This is a genomic window from Neobacillus sp. PS2-9 (genome assembly GCF_030915525.1).
Lineage (GTDB): Bacteria > Bacillota > Bacilli > Bacillales > Cytobacillaceae > Neobacillus.
This window is the reverse complement of the sequence record NZ_CP133269.1, coordinates 2876335-2892771: the sequence shown is the minus strand read 5'-3', so window position 1 is coordinate 2892771 and position 16437 is coordinate 2876335. Positions and strand designations below refer to the sequence as shown.

Below are 16437 nucleotides of genomic sequence, written 5' to 3'. Positions count from 1 at the left end.
TGATCTGAACCCGAAAAGTTGGACAAATAAATTTAGGCAGCTACTTGGGCATGAGTTCGGTATTGGACTGGACTCATGCCCTCTAGTTTTACCTTAATTCGTTTGTGATTATAGTAATAAATATATTTCTCTAATTCTACTTTAAAATGCTCCATACTTTCAAAATCTTTTAAATAGAGTAGTTCAGACTTTAATAGGCCAAAGAAATTCTCCATGACCGCATTATCTAAATAATTCCCCTTACGTGACATACTTTGAGTAATACCATGTTCTTTTAATGCATGTTGGTAATGCTTCATTTGATAGTGCCAACCTTGGTCAGAATGGAGAATGGGGGCGTCTCCCTCTGCTAAACGCTCAAAAGCTTTGTCCAACATTTTTGAAACAAGTAGATAAACAGGACGTTTTTCTATGTTATAAGCGATGATTTCTCCGTTGTATAAATCTAAAACGGGGGATAAATATAGCTTTTCTCCGTGTAAATGGAATTCTGTTACATCTGTTACCCACTTCTCATTTGGCTTTGACGCTTTAAAATTGCGCTCCAAAATATTAGGGGCAATTTTCCCTACATTTCCACGATAAGAACGATATTTTTTCATGCGTACAAGACATTTTATCCCCATTTCATTCATCATATGTCGGACTGTTTTATGATTAATTTTTAAGTCCCGTTTACGCAATTCTAATGTGATTCGACGATATCCATAACGTCCTTGATGTTCATCAAAGATCTCCTGAATCAATTCTTTGACCTCCTTATACTTATCTGGACGATCCATTTGTTTAACCCAATAGTAATACGTACTACGCGCCATACCAGCGACCTTTACTAGATCGATTACTTTAAATTCATGCCTTAATTCATAGATTATTTGCGCTTTGTCCTGTTCTGTAATTTTTCCTTTTCTTGAATTAAGGCTTGTAACTTTTTTAAGTAAGCAATCTCCATACGTAAACGCTCATTTTCAGCTCTTAGTGCTTCGTCAGATCCTTCCACTGGTTGAGGTTTGTTTGTTTCCTTTTTCATAGGTGAACGCCCCTTTTGTGTTGTTTTTAGGGCATCTATTCCATTTGATTCGAAACCTTTTAACCATTTTTGAATGGTGCTATGTGTTGCAATATTAAAAATTGCAGCAGTTTCCCTTATAGACGTCCCTGTCTCTTTTATATAATTTAGTACGTCTAGTTTAAACTCTGTTGTGTAGGATGTATAGGGATTTTTAAAGGCATCTTCACCGTGGTGTTCATATTGTTTTATCCAATTTAGTAAGACAGTATGATGTACTCCTATGGATTTAGCTATAAATTTTACCCCTTCCGATCCCTGGTGATATCGAATAACTGCTTCTAGTTTTTCCTCAATAGTAAATTTAGACATATAAAAACTGCACCTCCAATTGTTAGCTGTGTGTCTAACAATTCGGGTGCAGTTCAAAAAAGAAGGTGGTTTTGATAGAATGCTATTTTGCTAAGGATTGATCTGCATTTACAGATGTTGATTCTTTGTCGTCTTTCATTCGGCTGAAGATAGTTGCTAAGATTGGCCCTGAGATATTATGCCAAACACTGAAAATGGCACTTGGTACAGCTGCTAGTGGAGAGAAGTGTGTAGCTGCTATGGCTGCACCTAAACCAGAATTTTGCATCCCAACCTCTATTGCCACCGCTTTTTTCTTTGATAAATCCATCTTGAACATTTTTCCGAAAGCATAGCCTAATAAATAACCAAGGCAATTATGTAGAACAACTACTGCAAAAATGATTAAGCCTGTCTTAGCAATGGCCTGCTGGCTAACTGATACTACAGCTGTGACAATCGCAACGATTGCAATTATCGAAACAAGCGGTAGAACCTTTACGCTAGCTTGGGCTTGTTTATTGAATAACCTCTTTACCACAACACCAAGGATAATCGGGAATAACACGATTTTTACAATTGATAAGAATAGGCCGCCGGGATCGACAGGAATCCATTCGCTTGCTAGTAATAAAATTAGTGCAGGTGTTACAAGTGGAGCAAGAAGGGTGGTGATCGATGTAATGGTAACGCTTAAGGCAACATCACCCTTAGAGAGAAAGGTCATGACGTTTGAAGCGGTTCCGCCAGGACAGCAGCCGACTAAAATTACTCCAACAGCAATTTCAGGGGATAAATTCAGGCCCTTTGCTAATAAAAAAGCAAGGAGTGGCATGATTAAAAATTGACCCAATACGCCAATGGCAACATCTTTTGGACGCTTAAATACTTCTTTAAAGTCGTTGCCAGATAGGGTTAAACCCATTCCAAACATGATGATTCCTAATAATAACGAGATGTGTGGAGCGATCCACGTAAAGGCCGCGGGCGAAAAAAATGCTAGTGCAGCAAATAATAGCACCCAGATGGCAAAAGTATTGCCGACAAACTGACTGATCTTTTCTAACGTTTTCATTGTGCTCACCTCTGTATAATATTTCGTAATGCAAAGTATTATAGAATATTATTCCAATAAACACAATAGTTTGAATATTATTTTATTTTTTAAATTTAAAGCGTTAGTGAATGAAAGCGTTTGCTTGCAGATGAAGGACAAAAGTGGTTGGGTCAGCATTAAGAATGTATTTCATTTGTTTGATGAAAGACAAAAGCATGTGGGTAATCTTAGAAACTGTCTTTCATACAGGTGATGAAGGACAAAATTAGCAGGAGAAAGATGAAGACTGTCTTTCATACAGGTGATGAAGGACAAAAGCAGCTAGAGAATTACGAAAACAGTCTTTCATAAAAACTATGCCAGACCTCCAACTATATTTTTATATAAATAGCATTAACACCTTCATTTGTTATTGAATATGAATAATGGAATGGGAAGGGTACCGGAATGAAAAATAACTATTGAATGGAGGAGGACCAATGAACATCACATACGAGCATCGTTTTGGTTTGCCGAGGAACGTTGTTTGGAAGTTAATAAAAAATGAAAAGGTTTTACGAAATGCTTTGCCGGGCTGTAAGTCGTTTGCCGAAACATCAAAAGGAGTGTACCGTGCAGAGTTGGATGTAAACATCGGACCGCTCCAGGATGTAATGATACTTGATATTTGGCTACATGAAAACATGCCTTCAACCTATCAACTCAAAGTAAATGGAAAAGGAAACGTTGGAGAGATTGTAGGTAAAGCTGATCTTGTGATTAGTGATGTTGATGGAGGCTCAAAAATCACCTGTAAGGCTGATGCGGAGGTAACAGGTGCCTTGGCATTAGCGGGTAAACGTATATTAGATTCTGGAGCCAACAAGGGGTTAGACACTTTTTTTCAAAAAGTCGAGAAACAGATTAAACGAAGCATTTATGAAATGAGAAGAAGTCGAAAATGACAATGATGTGCCACTTAAAATAATTCAAAAATTAAAAAAGAACGCAGTGGATGCATACCAGATCCACTGCTTTTTGCTTTTACAACGGTAATCCGTATGTATTTTTAAAATTTAGCTATGTTAAAGGATAGTGTTGATTTTTGTCCCTTGTTCCATTAAAGCTCTTTTTTAATAGTGTAAATCAATTTATTAATGTCAGTAAAAAAATTGAATACGGCGTAACTAATAGTATTGCAGTATATAAACCCGGTGTATAAGTTCTTAGCATTATCGTCTGTAAAATATGTAGGACATTGTGAAATAAAATGAATACTAAGAAAGAAGTGTATAAGGGAATACTCCAAGTTTGGTGTAAATTAAAAATTGTAATTACTGTGATAATTGACATAACCATAAAGATAACTACGTCTCTCTTTGCAAATGAATATGAATTAACGTTCCAAAAACTCCAAATCCTTTGATTAATCCAAGTGTTTCTTTCATTTAATTTACTTTTGGTGTTATTTGCCCAATGCTCAACAGAAATAATTTCCTCAAAATCGTGGAGCATAAATATAATCACAAATAACCATATTGCATTGGTAACATCTAAAAATACCATATAATTTCTCCTATCTATTTAGAAGGCTTCATCTTCAAATATCCTGCCCTTTAATGGAATCCACTTTGTTACTTATTCAAAAAATTATGATAACACTTTGCAATGGATCAAGGATGTCGATTTTTTTTGGTTTATCTGCAACAACTTCTATATAATTTTTCCGGAAATTCAACGTCCTAAAAAAAACACGCTTTTATTTAAAAGCGTGTTTTTTACAGATTTCAACCATAATTTTACAATTTTTCGAAATATAAGTCTACTATTTTTTTGTTTTTTCCTTAAAATCAAGATACATAGGGTCTTTATTGAATAAGTTGAAAGGGTGGTCTTATGTTTTTTGATCAATCTCCATATGAATGTAGAGTGGAGTGGGGACGGCGTGGGGCGAGAGAGGCAGCTGAAAGAGGGGATATAATTATCATTGTTGATGTCCTAAGTTTTTCATCCACAGTGATCACTGCTTTAAGATACGGGGCAATCATCTATCCATATCCTCGCACATTAGATGGGAAAAAATTTGCAGAAAAAATTGGTGGTGAGTTTATCTTAGGTAGAGCAGAGGCTGCACAAATAGGAGCTCCCACTTTATCACCGGTATCTTTTGGCCAAAATCATAATAATAAAAAATATGTTTTAACCTCACTTAATGGGGCTTATTGCACTTGGATTGCCTCCCAAGTTCCTGCCCTTTTAATTGGCTCCTTACTTAATGCGAAATCAGTGGCAGCTGCTGCTAATCAATTACGAAAACAAACAAAAGCAAATATCACTGTGATACCTTGTGGTGAGCAATGGGAAGGCAGTAGAGAATACGAAGATACTCTGCGCCCAGCAATTGAAGACTATTTAGGTGCTGGCGCCATTCTTAGTTATATAGAAGGAAAAAAGTCTCCAGAGGCAGAATTTTGTATGACTTCTTTTCTTCATTCTAAAGATAAACTTAATAATTTTATCTGGGATTGTGGAAGTGGACGTGAACTTCGAAAAAGGGGATATGAAGCTGACGTAAACCACTGTAGCCGATTAAATGTATATCCAACAGTTCCATTATTGAATAAAGATCATTTTATCGAATATGTGTAAAAGCTTTTGTAGACCATCAACACCATTTGGGAGATGGTCTACAACTTCAAGTAAAATACCTATTAAACTTAAAATCTAGTGAAAGTAATGGTTTTATTGGTACTGTTAATTTCTACTTCTCCGCCAATTGGAAAGGTGAAAATAGGTTGGGTGTGCCCTAAATTGACATCATATAAAACAGGAATTTCCTTTAATATTGGATGTTTATCTAATATAAAAAGCAATTGTTCTTCAGTCACCTTTGATGCTAGTTGGAATCTACCAACTACCAAAGCTTTTATGTTCCCAGCAACTTGTAAAAGGGAGGTCAGGTCACGTGCGAACGTCTCAGGAATAGTTAATTCGTCATCTTCAATAAAGAGGACACAATCCTTTAGGGGAGGCATATAAGGTGTCCCTTGCAATAAATTCAGTGTACTTAAATTACCTCCATATAATGCACCCTTCGTGGAACCTTCACTATATGTTTTCCAGTTTGCTTCCTCAAATTGTCGGTTTTCCTGATCAATATACCAAGCATCATCACTCCAAATAGGTGACTCCTCAACTGAATATGCCTCAGATTGCATCAGACATTTCTTAAAGAAAGTGGTTTGATATTCCTGTGCTTTTTCCATTTGAAAACTTGAAAAATGAGGCCCTGAATATGTAATAAACCCTGATTGTGTTGTAATTGCAGTCCCAATCGCTGTAATATCACTATACCCACAAAAAACTTTAGGATTATTTTTGATTAACTCGTAATCTAGGTACGGTAACAATTCATTACTATTAAACCCGCCAATTACAGTTAAAATGCCTTTTACGTTTGGGTCTTGAAAGGCTTCGTGAATATCCTGAACTCTTTGTTCAATAGATGAAGAGTTTTGTAGATCCGATTCCAAAATGTTTTTTCCAAAGGTTACTTTTAAACCTAAATCCTCTAATCGTTTCTTAGCTTGGTCGAATCCTTCCTTTGATAAAACTCCTGCACTTCTGCTTGGTGCAACAATCCTGATTTCATCGCCAACATCTAATTTCGATGGGATATGCATTTGCCCCACTCCCTTAACATATTTATTTTTTCTAATATATTCCACTAATGCTAGAATTGGCAAGTGAATATTTTGGGTTTTTTTGCTAATAAAAAAACATCCCTAATCGAATTAGAGATGCTTTTCATAGTTATTTTCTTTTAGTGGTGAGAGGTAGTGATTATGAAAATTATGATATAGGTGATGAATCATCCCAAAAAATACGGTAATCCATGCTGCTATCGCAATATATACCATTATTCTTGGAATTAGGGTTAAAAACGATAAATCTAGAGCTGTTGCCAATTGATAGGTACTCGTTGTATACATCGCAAGTTGGAATGCCATACCCCATGCGGGTCATACGTAAGCGGATAGCGATGATAAAGATGGCGCCAAACCATAAGTATAAATAACAACGGAATCCACCAAGTCCCGGTTATCCAGAAAAATAAAGTAAAACCCTTTAAGAAGGGTGTAATTTCAGTCAGTAAGGACCAGGATTTCGCATGTAAAATTAATGTGGAACCTGACAAAGTAGTAATAGCGACAGCTCCCATATTAATCCAATAAGGTGGTGTAAGAGCTGAATGATCCAGCCTTAAAAAGGTAAATCGGTAAAAAATGAGTGTAATGATATTTAGATATAACATACAACCAAGGAAATACATGCACAAAGTAAAAAACAAAATGATTTCTTTTCCAGAGTGTACTTGTGGGGAAAGAAGGGTACCAAGAATGGAAATGGAATGGGTTGCGACTGCTGCAATCAACCAAGCCCCATTAATTCCTTCCCCCATTGTCGGTTTATCCTTCCTTATGGTAACTGCTGAAAAGAAGGTATACATGATTATTAGCCATAGTAGAATGGCCAGTGCCCATAACCAAATGGCAATCGAGTAGTTGTCACCAACAATAATTAGTTGGCTACCAAATACACAGGTCCCAGCGACTAATGTGAAAAATCCTGGTCCAATTGTATGGCTTGTCAAATCAGCTAACATTCTAGGAAAATAGTAGAAAATACGTGTAAGAGTCAGTACCCATAAAGAAATATAGGCAATGATATTAATATATAATAATATCTTAGAAATGATTTCCATTCCGAGCAGGTGTGTTCCTATTGATAATGCCCCAGTAGCCATGACTAAGGCAAAATAGCCAGGAAAAAGATTACCTGCTTTTTGTTTTAATAAGGAAAACAATTGCTCACCCCCAAAAATCTATAAATTTACACCTTTCTTATTTTATTATAATAATAATATTAAAAAATTATTGATTAAAGGGATGGATTTTCAAAGAAGGAGAATGACTCCTATCGTTGAATATAACAAAGATGTATCAAACTAAGGAGAAGTGTATGACTCAAAATGGAATCGTTTTAGTAGTTAGTGTATCGATTATTCAAGATAATGAAGTGCTGATAATAAAAGAAAATAAACCAACTGCACAGAATAAGTGGAATTTTCCATCGGGAAGAATAGAACAAGGTGAAGATATTCTGTTTGCTGCCCGTCGTGAAGTGAAGGAAGAAACAGGATTTGATGTTAAGTTAGTAAATTCAACCGGGGTATACAATTTTACTAGTAATACCAGTCATCAAGTTATTTTATTCCATTTTATCGGAGAAATTACCGGGGGATCATTAACGATTGACGAGGCTGAAATTATAGACAGCAAATGGATTTCCTTGGATGAATTAAAGGATTTAGATAATGAGAAATTGCGCGATGCATCCGGTATCAAGCAAATAACGGATGCCTTGATAAATGAGAGAATCTATCCAATATCTCTCTTTAAGGAGCAATTAATTTAAATATAGGAGATTATCATGAAGGGTTTGGAAGGGGGGGCATCTAAATCACCCTCTTTTTAATATAGGTACATACTTACAAAATTATCTTGCTTTTCGGTATTATTTTGCTATTCCGCCTTTTGTGTAAGCGCTTTTATGTGAAGTGATTCACATGTATAATAAGAGTATAACTTGTTCAACAACCATACATGGGAGGAACTAACGATGCTTACTGAATTTTTGTTTGAATTAAAAAACTGGTGGTTTGGAGAAACGATTGACGAGTTTGATGAATTTGAACGGATTGAATCCAAGCATACAAGAGTACACCATGATGAAGATATTTACGAAATCATTCGTGTCCATTAATCGGTCATTAAAGAATAAAGATAAGAAAGCCCTAGAGGAATTCTCTAGGGCATTATTTGTGAAATTATCTTTCTACTTCAATGTGTTGATAACCGATTTGGGTTGCGTACACCTCATACCATTTATAAGTTGGCGTTTTGAACCACTCCAACTGTGGCAAATAAACCAAGTATCTGACATTGCCTTCAGCATCAACGATTGATTTAAATACTTTAACCGTTCCAAATCCAAACGTTTGATCCAGGTAACCTTCCATTCCATCTTTTACTGCACTCTTTTTTTCTTCCATTTCTTTTTTATGTAGATCCATTAGCCCTCCAATAAAAATACTTACCAGAACCAAAGTAATTGCGATTAAAACGAAAATCAATAAATTTAACAAAATATTAACCTCCTTTCTTTCAACGAGTTCATATAGATTTTACAATCGTTAGGGAAAGTAAGGTGTGATGCAAATAACAAGTGCACGTATCTTTTTGAACATTTAGTGAAGATTCGGTGGGGAAGAAGATTTTTCCTTCACGCTTCTCATTTAGTCCCATATTATAGGACGGTCTATATGTAACATTCTTAAATATTGTAAAAGTTGTCCTGTATGAACGGCATCATGATATGATTTCCGCTCTAATGTATCTCCCAGAGTTCTACTAATTGGTTTATGAGGCCAGTTAATATATTTTGTTCCAAGATCATTAATATTTAAAGAAGATACATAATTTATAAACTCATCATAATATACCGAAGCTCTGTCTACTTCATTTTGAAGATTCGTATAAGGTTCTTCCCATAAATCACTTTGTTCTTCGTCGGTTGGTAATCTATTATCCTTTAAGATCCTTAACCAGGAAAAATCATGTAGCAACACATGACGAATGGTTTCCCCAACGGATAAAGCGTCTTTATCAGGTCTCCATGTTAATAATTCATCCGGAAAAGCAGCAGCAGTGAGTAAGAAACGACGTCTGCATTCTTTATAGTCTAGTAAAAATAATTCAAGTGAATTCATCATAATTCCCCCTGTGGTAAGATTCCCCTTTATTGTAAATTATGAATGAAACGATTATCATCGAAGTATGGATTACATATTTGGAGGTATAGACATGAATTTTGATCCACTAGTGTCAGAAGTAGCCACAATAATTAGTGAGCAATCACGTTCAACGATGTTATTAACTTTATTGGATGGAAGAAAATATACAGTTTCAGAATTAGCATTGGCTTCAAAAATAACTCCTCAAACAGCAAGTTTCCATTTGTCTAAAATGATGGACAAAGGGATTGTAAAATCAGAAAAATTGGGACGGCATAAATACCTTTCACTTTCCAATGCTGAAGTAGCTAAAGTATTGGAATCTTTACTGTGTTTATCACCAGAAAGAAAACCTAACTCATTTAGAGAAGTATCACGAAATAAAGAAATACACCTTGCAAGAACTTGTTATGATCATCTCGCCGGTTCGTTAGGGGTTGGAGTGACTAATTCACTATTAAATAATAACTTTTTATGTGATACGGGTGAGCAGGATTTCGAGTTAACTGCAACAGGGGAAAGTTTTTTAACTACAATCGGAATAGATATTCAACACATTAGGAAAAAAAGGCGTTCGTTTTCATGTAAGTGTCTAGATTGGAGTGAAAGAAGATTTCATTTAGCAGGCTCTCTAGGAAATGCAATTTTATTATTCACACTTGAAAATAATTGGATTGAGCGAATGCCTTCAACTCGAGCACTTAAAATAACAAATAAGGGAAGAGAAGGGTTTGAGGAAGTATTTGGATTTAGTATTAATCAAAATCGTCAGGTGTCAGAAGAATAATGGATATTAAACACTATTTAAATACTACTTTTCATGGAGTGAGTACAATGAAATTCCTATTTAAGAATAGAATTAAACAAATAGTAATTATTCAGTTTCTTTTGTTAATCCCAATGTTTATCATTGGTTTCCTTGTTTTTAGAGCTAAAGAAGGAGTCGATTTTTTCTATTTAGGAATTTTTCAAGGTATTGTTGCATTATATTGGCTTGTAGCTGGAATTGAAAATTTTATTCTAAAAAAGAGAGGTTATTCACTAATTTACTTTATTTTAACTGTCATGTTTATTCTATTATCCATAGAAACTTTTCATATATTAAACATAAAAAAATAGTTATAGAATTTACAAATAAAAGAAGAACGGACAATAATAATGACTCAAAAACAAGCAAACCTAATTCTCGCCTCTGTTTCTATGGGGTGGGGAACATCTTATATCTTCATGAAGCTATGTGTGGATACCATTTCTCCATTAACAATTATAGCTTTGCGATTTGGTATTGCATTTATCGTAATGCTGGCGATTTTCTATAAAAAAGTTATTCGAACAGAAGCTAAAACATTGAAATACAGTGCAATTGTTGGAGCTGTCCTAGCCAGTATTTTTATCGCTTTGTTGTATGGAATGAAAAATACCACTGCCTCATCAGCTGGTTTTTTGACTAGCACAACTGTTATCTTAGTGCCGATTCTTCAGATATTCATTACACGAAAATTACCCAATAAGAAAATTTTTCTTGGAGTTTTGGTTGTTACAAGTGGCTTAGCACTCCTTACTATTAGGGATGATTTTACTTTTGCGTTTCGCTCGCTATTTTGTTTAATTGCCGCCTTTCTTTATGCGGTTCACATTATAATCACAAACTACTTTGCTCGAGAGGTAAATACCTTGCAACTTGGGATTTATCAACTTGGATTTGCTGCGCTATATGGAACAATTGGCACCTTTATTTTTGAAATACCTGTTTTACCAGAAGGAATGATTCATTGGTCTGCGATACTTGGTTTAGCACTTATTAGCTCTGCATATGGCTTTGTCATGCAGCCAATTGCACAAAAGTACACGACACCAGAAAGCACTGGTTTTCTCTTTTCACTGGAACCTATTTTTGCAGCTATATTTGCATTCATCTTTCTACATGAAAATATGGGGCTACAAGGCTATATTGGTGCTTTGCTTATTTTAGCAGGCGTATTCATAGCAAACGCTAGAATTAAGAAATACGGTAAAGTTAGGATTAGTAAAGGGAAGGGCAGATTTACGGAAGGATGATTTTAAAATTTTTGTAAAAACAGCGGTTCCCTCAGCTGAATAAAGTTAACTCATTGTGAATATTACATTACAATGAGTCATTCAAAAGAAAGAGGGATTTATTTGAAAATATTAATAACAGGTTCAACAGGTATGTTGGGTACTGCTTTAATAAATCAATTAACAAGTCTTAATTATGATGTAAAACTAACATCGAGAAGAAAACCTGAACTCACCAGACATTTTGAGTGGGTTTATAGCGATCTTTTGACTGGGGATGGATTAGAAGAAGCAGTAAAAGATGTAGAGATAGTTATTCACGCAGCAACAAGTCCCTTGAAAAAATCAAGACTCATAGATGTATCAGGATTAGAAAGAATTTTGACTAAGCTTGAGCACATCAAACATTTTATTTATCCCTCAATTGTTGGTATTTAAGATATACCATTTAAATATTACATATTGAAATGCGAAGCGGAAGATCTGTTAAAGAACAGTTCGATTCCTTATACAATTGTAAGGGCCACACAATTTCACGATTTTGTTGATCATTTGCTTTTATCGAAGCCTCTATTTAAACGATATATCATACCAGGAAGCATTAAATTTCAAAGTATGGATGTAGGTGATTTCGCTAAACATTTATTAGGATTATTTTAGTTTTCTCTAACTACTTTCCCTTCGTATTAACCACTGATAAAATTTTACGTGAAGAATTAAAAATAGGTAAAAAATAATTGGATATATAATAAAGGAATATAATAAGTTCCAATGGATATGCCAAAGAATACCTAATTTCATTGTCACCCATTCAAAGGCAGTAGAAAAAATGGACCATCCCATAATATAATAAAATTTCTTCGTCATTGATGATTTAAAAGGATACCAATTTATAATTATAACTATTGCTGCCGGATAGATTCCCCATTTAACTAATAATGAAGGGAAATCTGCCGTATCCACTGAAAAAAATCCCCATGCCTTAAAAAAGAACGATGCATAAGAATCAAAATATTGTTGAATACACAACGCAAAAAAAGTTGTTGAATAGATAACAGTAATTGGTAACCTTTTTCTCGTTTTTAATGCAACTATATTAAAAATCAAAATTGAAATGATTAGAAAAATCCATTTCCAATATTTAAAATCAAGGGACATTTTGATCTCCTCTTGTCTCGTTTGGTCGGCTTATACCAAAGTATTCCTTTCATATCTTTCGATTTTAATAAAAAATTATACAAAATAGTTCAATTAGTTCAGAGTGCTATACTCATGACAAATAGAAAAAGTGAATTAATATGTTTCGTTCCTCGGAGTGAAGGGTAGTTAGATAAGGACTACTCATTTAAAGGAGGAATTTCAATGTACGAACATGAAAAGCACTTGGTGGGAGTTTATGATACGGAACATGAGGCTATTAAGGCAGTTGAAGACTTAAAACGACAGGGATACGCTGCAGAAGATATCTCGGTTATAGGAGCAAACAATGACAAAGTACACGAGATAAATGATGCGACTGGTACGAAGACGGAGGATGATCTACTTGCAGGAGCAGCAACAGGCGGGGCGCTTGGTGGACTTGTCGGATTGCTTGCTGGTGTGGGTGCACTCGCGATACCAGGTATTGGACCATTCGTTGCGGCTGGACCAATAGCAGCTACATTGACAGGTGCAGCAGTCGGCGCAGGAGTTGGTGGGTTGGCTGGAGCATTAGTTGGTATGGGCTTCGAAGAGGATGATGCGGACCGTTATGAAGGGTATGTTAAAGACGGAAAAATTCTGGTCCTTGTAGAACGCCGAATAACCAGTGTTGGAGATGGCCAGTTAGATACGATTGATGACGATAACCTAACAGGCAGGTCAATGACAACAAATGAACCGTCCAACGCTGCGCTCACTTCTGGAAATCCAAATGATCCACGCTTAAGATAACAAATTAAACATTTTAAGGAAAGGGTATCTGTCCACAATTGGACGGATACCCTTTTTAATCACTTCATATCAACAAAAATAGAAGCATTTGATAGTAAATAGATGTATCGAAAATAGATTCACGCCGAAGGCTAACAGCACCTTGACACTTTGCCACCCTTCCCATTGTAACGTGCTTCCTGTGCTTCGCAGAAGAACTCCTTCTGCGACTTAATCGGTTCGTTTGGATGATGAACCTTCATGTGCTCTACATACTTTTCATAACTTGGCACACCCACGAGGAGTGAAATGAACTGTTTACGGTATACGAGAATGTCTCTAATTTTTTTAAGCATAATGTTTGACGTCTCCATCATCCCTAGGAACATAAGGGGATTCATGTAAATCCACTTTGTGGTTATTCAAGACCTTAATCCAGATTCGGAAAGAGGAAATCAGCACGAATATGACCACTACCATAAAAAATCCACACAAGGCAGCATCGATATAGTCATTCAGCAAAACCTGCTTCATTTGCTCTTTATTTGCCGCTGGTGCCAGCACCTTACCAGCATCTAACGCTTCCTTGAAAACCTTTGAGTGAGCTAAAAAGCCGATTTTTGGATTTTCATGGAATAGCTTTTGCCAACCAGCGGCCATCGTAACAGTCAAAATCCAGGTGGTTGGAACGAGCGTTACCCATACATATGCTTTCTTGCCCATTTTTAAAAGAACAGTCGTTCCAAGGAGCAAAGCGATTGCTGCGAGCATTTGGTTTGCAATTCCAAAGAGCGGCCATAACGTATTGATTCCTCCAAGTGGATCAATAACACCCTGGTAAAGAAAATATCCCCAGCCGAGAACACAGAGAGTTGTAGCAAAAATATTTGGTAGAAGGGCCTCTGTTTTTGCGAAAGGTTTGTAGATAGTACCAAGAATATCCTGAATCATAAAGCGTCCTACTCTTGTTCCAGCATCAATAGTAGTTAAAATAAACAACGCTTCAAATAAAATGGCAAAATGGTACCAGAAAGCCATCAGTGTCTTCCCGCCAATTACATTTGAAAAAATAACGGCCATTCCGATTGCAAGGGTAGGTGCACCGCCGGTCCGTGAAAGAACGGTTTGTTCTCCAACATCATTGGCCAGTTTGGTCAAATCATCAGGTGTAATGGTGAATCCCCAGCTAGAAACAGTCTGAGCAGCCTGGACGGCATCCGCACCAATAACAGCAGGAGGGCTGTTGATTGCAAAGTAAATACCAGGGGTCAACACACAGGCAGCAATCATTGCCATTACAGCAACGAACGATTCTGTCAACATGGCTCCGTAGCCGATTGGCTGGGCGTGTGACTCTCGCTCGATCATTTTTGGTGTTGTACCTGAAGATACAAGGGCATGGAATCCTGAAACAGCTCCACATGCGATCGTGATAAATAGGAAAGGAAAAAGATTTCCTGCAAATACAGGGCCAGTACCATCAACAAACTTTGTAATACCGGGCATTTGCAAATCAGGAGCAACTATGAAAATTCCTAATGCGAGCCCAACAATGGTACCGACTTTTAAAAATGTGCTCAAATAGTCACGCGGTGCAAGAAGCATCCAAACGGGAAGAACGGAAGCAATGAACCCATAAATAATCATCATGATGGCAATGGTTTCACCTGAAAAGGTAAACATGTTTGCTAACTCGGCGTGTTGAGAAACATATTGTCCGCTATAAATAGATAGAAGAAGAAGGACTACGCCGATGAGTGAGGCCTCACCGACACGACCGGGACGTATATAACGCATATAAAATCCCATTAGAATCGCAATCGGAATGGTTGCAGCAATCGTAAACATTCCCCACGGACTTCCAGTAAGCGCTTTCACTACAACGAGTGCTAAAACGGTCAATAAAATAATCATAATTCCTAATATGCCAATCATTGAAATCAAACCAGTAATAGGGCCAATTTCTTCCTTAATCATTTCTCCTAGCGATTTTCCATTCCGGCGCATGGATCCGAATAGAATGATAAAGTCCTGAACAGCGCCGGCAAGAACTACACCAACTACAATCCAGATTGTTCCCGGTAAATAACCCATTTGTGCTGCAAGAATTGGTCCGACTAACGGCCCTGCCCCCGCAATAGCTGCAAAGTGATGTCCGAAAAGAATCCATTTGTTAGTAGGAACATAGTCTTTACCGTCATTGTTGATTTCTGCTGGTGTTTTTCGGTGGTCATCCAGCTCAAATACCTTCTTAGCCATAAACTTGCTGTAAAACCGATAGGCAATAGCATAAACACTGATAGCGGCAGTAACGAGCCAGATGGCATTAATGCTTTCTCCGTTGTTCAAGGCCATGACACCAAAACCAGCAGCGCCGAGTGCTGAAACAATCCCCCAAATAATGATAGATTTTAATGCTTTCATATAAACTATCCACCTTTCAAAATTTTTGTATTTCTCTAGAATTATATTTTATTAGTCACATGATTTGTATATAGGGTTATCCAATTTTTCTGAAAAAACAAAAAATGATTCTTTTTACATATATTTCGAAATGGAAAAAAGAGTCTTTTAGAGTGGTTGGGAAATTTATGTAGATCATAGTGGAGTTTCTAACCGGAATAAAGTATCCTATTTTGGTGTCAACTTTTTCCAAAGGGGGAATTGGAATGATCGTGAATCCAAAAGAATTTGATGTTAATAATTTACGTTATATTGTGAGATCTGCAGAAGAGAGGGATGCCAAAAACCTATCTGAAGTAAGATTACAGATTGATGGGGAAACGGAAAACCTAGAGAGAGAAAGAGGAGAGGCATACATTGATGAGGCAGGTTTTCAACAAATCATAAAAAATGATACAGAGAGTAAAAATAACCTGTTTTTAGTTGCTGTGTCTGATGGTAAAATTGTTGGTTTTTCAAGGTGTGTAGGAAGCATTTTGAAAAGGAATGCTCATAAAGCAGAATTTGGCGTCTGTGTGTTAAAAGAGTATTGGAGCTACGGGATTGGAAGAAATTTCTTAAATGAATCAATTGAATGGGCAGACTCAAATGGTATAAAGAAAATAACCTTGAATGTTCTTGAAACGAATGAGAAAGCCATCAAGTTATATGAAAGGTATGGATTTGAAGTGGAAGGAGTTTTAAAGAAAGACAAACTTCTGTCAGACGGAAATTACTATAATATGATATTGATGGGACGGTTTAATGATTTAAACTAAGCTTAATAATTATCGG

Annotated in this window: 20 protein-coding genes; 10 read left to right on the top strand and 10 right to left on the bottom strand. The window is 36.3% G+C overall.

Annotation, left to right across the window (positions count from 1 at the left end):
* Positions 1 to 32: 32 nt before the first annotated feature.
* Together RCG25_RS14625 and RCG25_RS14620 are read right to left on the bottom strand one after the other, a co-directional pair.
* Positions 33 to 1381, bottom strand: a protein-coding gene (locus RCG25_RS14625) for an IS3 family transposase (RefSeq protein ID WP_308079546.1) whose coding sequence is annotated in 2 segments (ribosomal slippage) — positions 33 to 922 and positions 922 to 1381 — 1350 coding nt in all. Because the reading frame shifts where the segments join, the coding sequence is not laid out codon by codon here.
* An 82-nt stretch (positions 1382 to 1463) separates the two neighbouring features.
* Entirely contained in the window at positions 1464 to 2435 is a 972-nt protein-coding gene (locus RCG25_RS14620; protein ID WP_308079545.1) for a bile acid:sodium symporter family protein, read from the bottom strand.
* Positions 2436 to 2896: 461 nt separating this feature from the next.
* Here RCG25_RS14620 and RCG25_RS14615 point away from each other — a divergent pair, with 461 nt between their 5' ends.
* The gene (locus RCG25_RS14615; RefSeq protein ID WP_308079544.1) at positions 2897 to 3361 is read left to right on the top strand and encodes an SRPBCC family protein; all 465 of its coding nucleotides are present in this window, start codon (positions 2897 to 2899) and stop codon (positions 3359 to 3361) included.
* 181 nt (positions 3362 to 3542) lie between these two features.
* On the opposite strand, the gene RCG25_RS14610 is transcribed toward RCG25_RS14615, so the two are convergent.
* Positions 3543 to 3962, bottom strand: a complete 420-nt coding sequence (locus RCG25_RS14610; protein WP_308079543.1) for an HXXEE domain-containing protein — start codon at positions 3960 to 3962, stop codon at positions 3543 to 3545.
* 330 nt (positions 3963 to 4292) lie between these two features.
* Here RCG25_RS14610 and RCG25_RS14605 point away from each other — a divergent pair, with 330 nt between their 5' ends.
* Positions 4293 to 5045, top strand: a complete 753-nt coding sequence (locus tag RCG25_RS14605; protein WP_308079542.1) for a 2-phosphosulfolactate phosphatase — start codon at positions 4293 to 4295, stop codon at positions 5043 to 5045.
* Between the two features lie 68 nt (positions 5046 to 5113).
* Here RCG25_RS14605 and RCG25_RS14600 read toward each other — a convergent pair whose 3' ends face one another.
* Complete coding sequence (locus tag RCG25_RS14600; protein WP_308079541.1) at positions 5114 to 6079, bottom strand: S66 family peptidase; 966 nt, start codon at positions 6077 to 6079, stop codon at positions 5114 to 5116.
* Between the two features lie 269 nt (positions 6080 to 6348).
* Positions 6349 to 7263: a tellurite resistance/C4-dicarboxylate transporter family protein gene (locus tag RCG25_RS14595; protein WP_308079540.1), complete on the bottom strand. Its 915-nt coding sequence runs from the start codon at positions 7261 to 7263 to the stop codon at positions 6349 to 6351.
* A gap of 155 nt (positions 7264 to 7418) precedes the next feature.
* Between RCG25_RS14595 and RCG25_RS14590 the strand changes: the two genes are divergently transcribed.
* Complete coding sequence (locus RCG25_RS14590; protein WP_308079539.1) at positions 7419 to 7874, top strand: NUDIX hydrolase; 456 nt, start codon at positions 7419 to 7421, stop codon at positions 7872 to 7874.
* Between the two features lie 204 nt (positions 7875 to 8078).
* The gene (locus tag RCG25_RS14585) at positions 8079 to 8222 is read left to right on the top strand and encodes a hypothetical protein (protein ID WP_308079538.1); all 144 of its coding nucleotides are present in this window, start codon (positions 8079 to 8081) and stop codon (positions 8220 to 8222) included.
* Positions 8223 to 8286: 64 nt separating this feature from the next.
* Here RCG25_RS14585 and RCG25_RS14580 read toward each other — a convergent pair whose 3' ends face one another.
* Complete coding sequence (locus RCG25_RS14580; protein WP_308079537.1) at positions 8287 to 8604, bottom strand: hypothetical protein; 318 nt, start codon at positions 8602 to 8604, stop codon at positions 8287 to 8289.
* A gap of 150 nt (positions 8605 to 8754) precedes the next feature.
* Positions 8755 to 9231, bottom strand: a complete 477-nt coding sequence (locus tag RCG25_RS14575) for a DinB family protein (protein ID WP_308079536.1) — start codon at positions 9229 to 9231, stop codon at positions 8755 to 8757.
* Between the two features lie 91 nt (positions 9232 to 9322).
* Between RCG25_RS14575 and RCG25_RS14570 the strand changes: the two genes are divergently transcribed.
* The 4 genes from RCG25_RS14570 (at position 9323) to RCG25_RS14555 (ending at position 11727) form a co-directional block, all read left to right on the top strand.
* The gene (locus tag RCG25_RS14570; protein WP_308079535.1) at positions 9323 to 10039 is read left to right on the top strand and encodes a helix-turn-helix domain-containing protein; all 717 of its coding nucleotides are present in this window, start codon (positions 9323 to 9325) and stop codon (positions 10037 to 10039) included.
* Positions 10039 to 10371: a hypothetical protein gene (locus RCG25_RS14565; RefSeq protein WP_308079534.1), complete on the top strand. Its 333-nt coding sequence runs from the start codon at positions 10039 to 10041 to the stop codon at positions 10369 to 10371. The genes RCG25_RS14570 and RCG25_RS14565 overlap by 1 nt, the downstream gene beginning before the upstream one ends.
* A gap of 39 nt (positions 10372 to 10410) precedes the next feature.
* A complete protein-coding gene (locus RCG25_RS14560) occupies positions 10411 to 11310 on the top strand; it encodes a DMT family transporter (protein WP_308079533.1) in 900 nt (299 codons plus the stop codon).
* A gap of 102 nt (positions 11311 to 11412) precedes the next feature.
* A complete protein-coding gene (locus RCG25_RS14555; RefSeq protein WP_308079532.1) occupies positions 11413 to 11727 on the top strand; it encodes an SDR family oxidoreductase in 315 nt (104 codons plus the stop codon).
* A 228-nt stretch (positions 11728 to 11955) separates the two neighbouring features.
* Here RCG25_RS14555 and RCG25_RS14550 read toward each other — a convergent pair whose 3' ends face one another.
* Entirely contained in the window at positions 11956 to 12447 is a 492-nt protein-coding gene (locus RCG25_RS14550) for a CBO0543 family protein (RefSeq protein ID WP_308079531.1), read from the bottom strand.
* A 204-nt stretch (positions 12448 to 12651) separates the two neighbouring features.
* On the opposite strand from RCG25_RS14550, the gene RCG25_RS14545 reads away from it, so the two are divergent.
* On the top strand, positions 12652 to 13221 hold the full coding sequence (locus RCG25_RS14545; RefSeq protein WP_308079530.1) for a general stress protein: 570 nt from the start codon (positions 12652 to 12654) through the stop codon (positions 13219 to 13221).
* A gap of 131 nt (positions 13222 to 13352) precedes the next feature.
* Here the strand turns inward: RCG25_RS14545 and RCG25_RS14540 are convergent, their stop codons facing one another.
* On the bottom strand, positions 13353 to 13556 hold the full coding sequence (locus tag RCG25_RS14540) for a YbdD/YjiX family protein (protein WP_308079529.1): 204 nt from the start codon (positions 13554 to 13556) through the stop codon (positions 13353 to 13355).
* A complete protein-coding gene (locus tag RCG25_RS14535; protein WP_308079527.1) occupies positions 13549 to 15624 on the bottom strand; it encodes a carbon starvation CstA family protein in 2076 nt (691 codons plus the stop codon). Before RCG25_RS14535 ends, RCG25_RS14540 begins: the two co-directional genes overlap by 8 nt.
* Before the next feature lie 245 nt (positions 15625 to 15869).
* On the opposite strand from RCG25_RS14535, the gene RCG25_RS14530 reads away from it, so the two are divergent.
* The gene (locus tag RCG25_RS14530) at positions 15870 to 16421 is read left to right on the top strand and encodes a GNAT family N-acetyltransferase (RefSeq protein ID WP_308079526.1); all 552 of its coding nucleotides are present in this window, start codon (positions 15870 to 15872) and stop codon (positions 16419 to 16421) included.
* Positions 16422 to 16437: the final 16 nt, after the last annotated feature.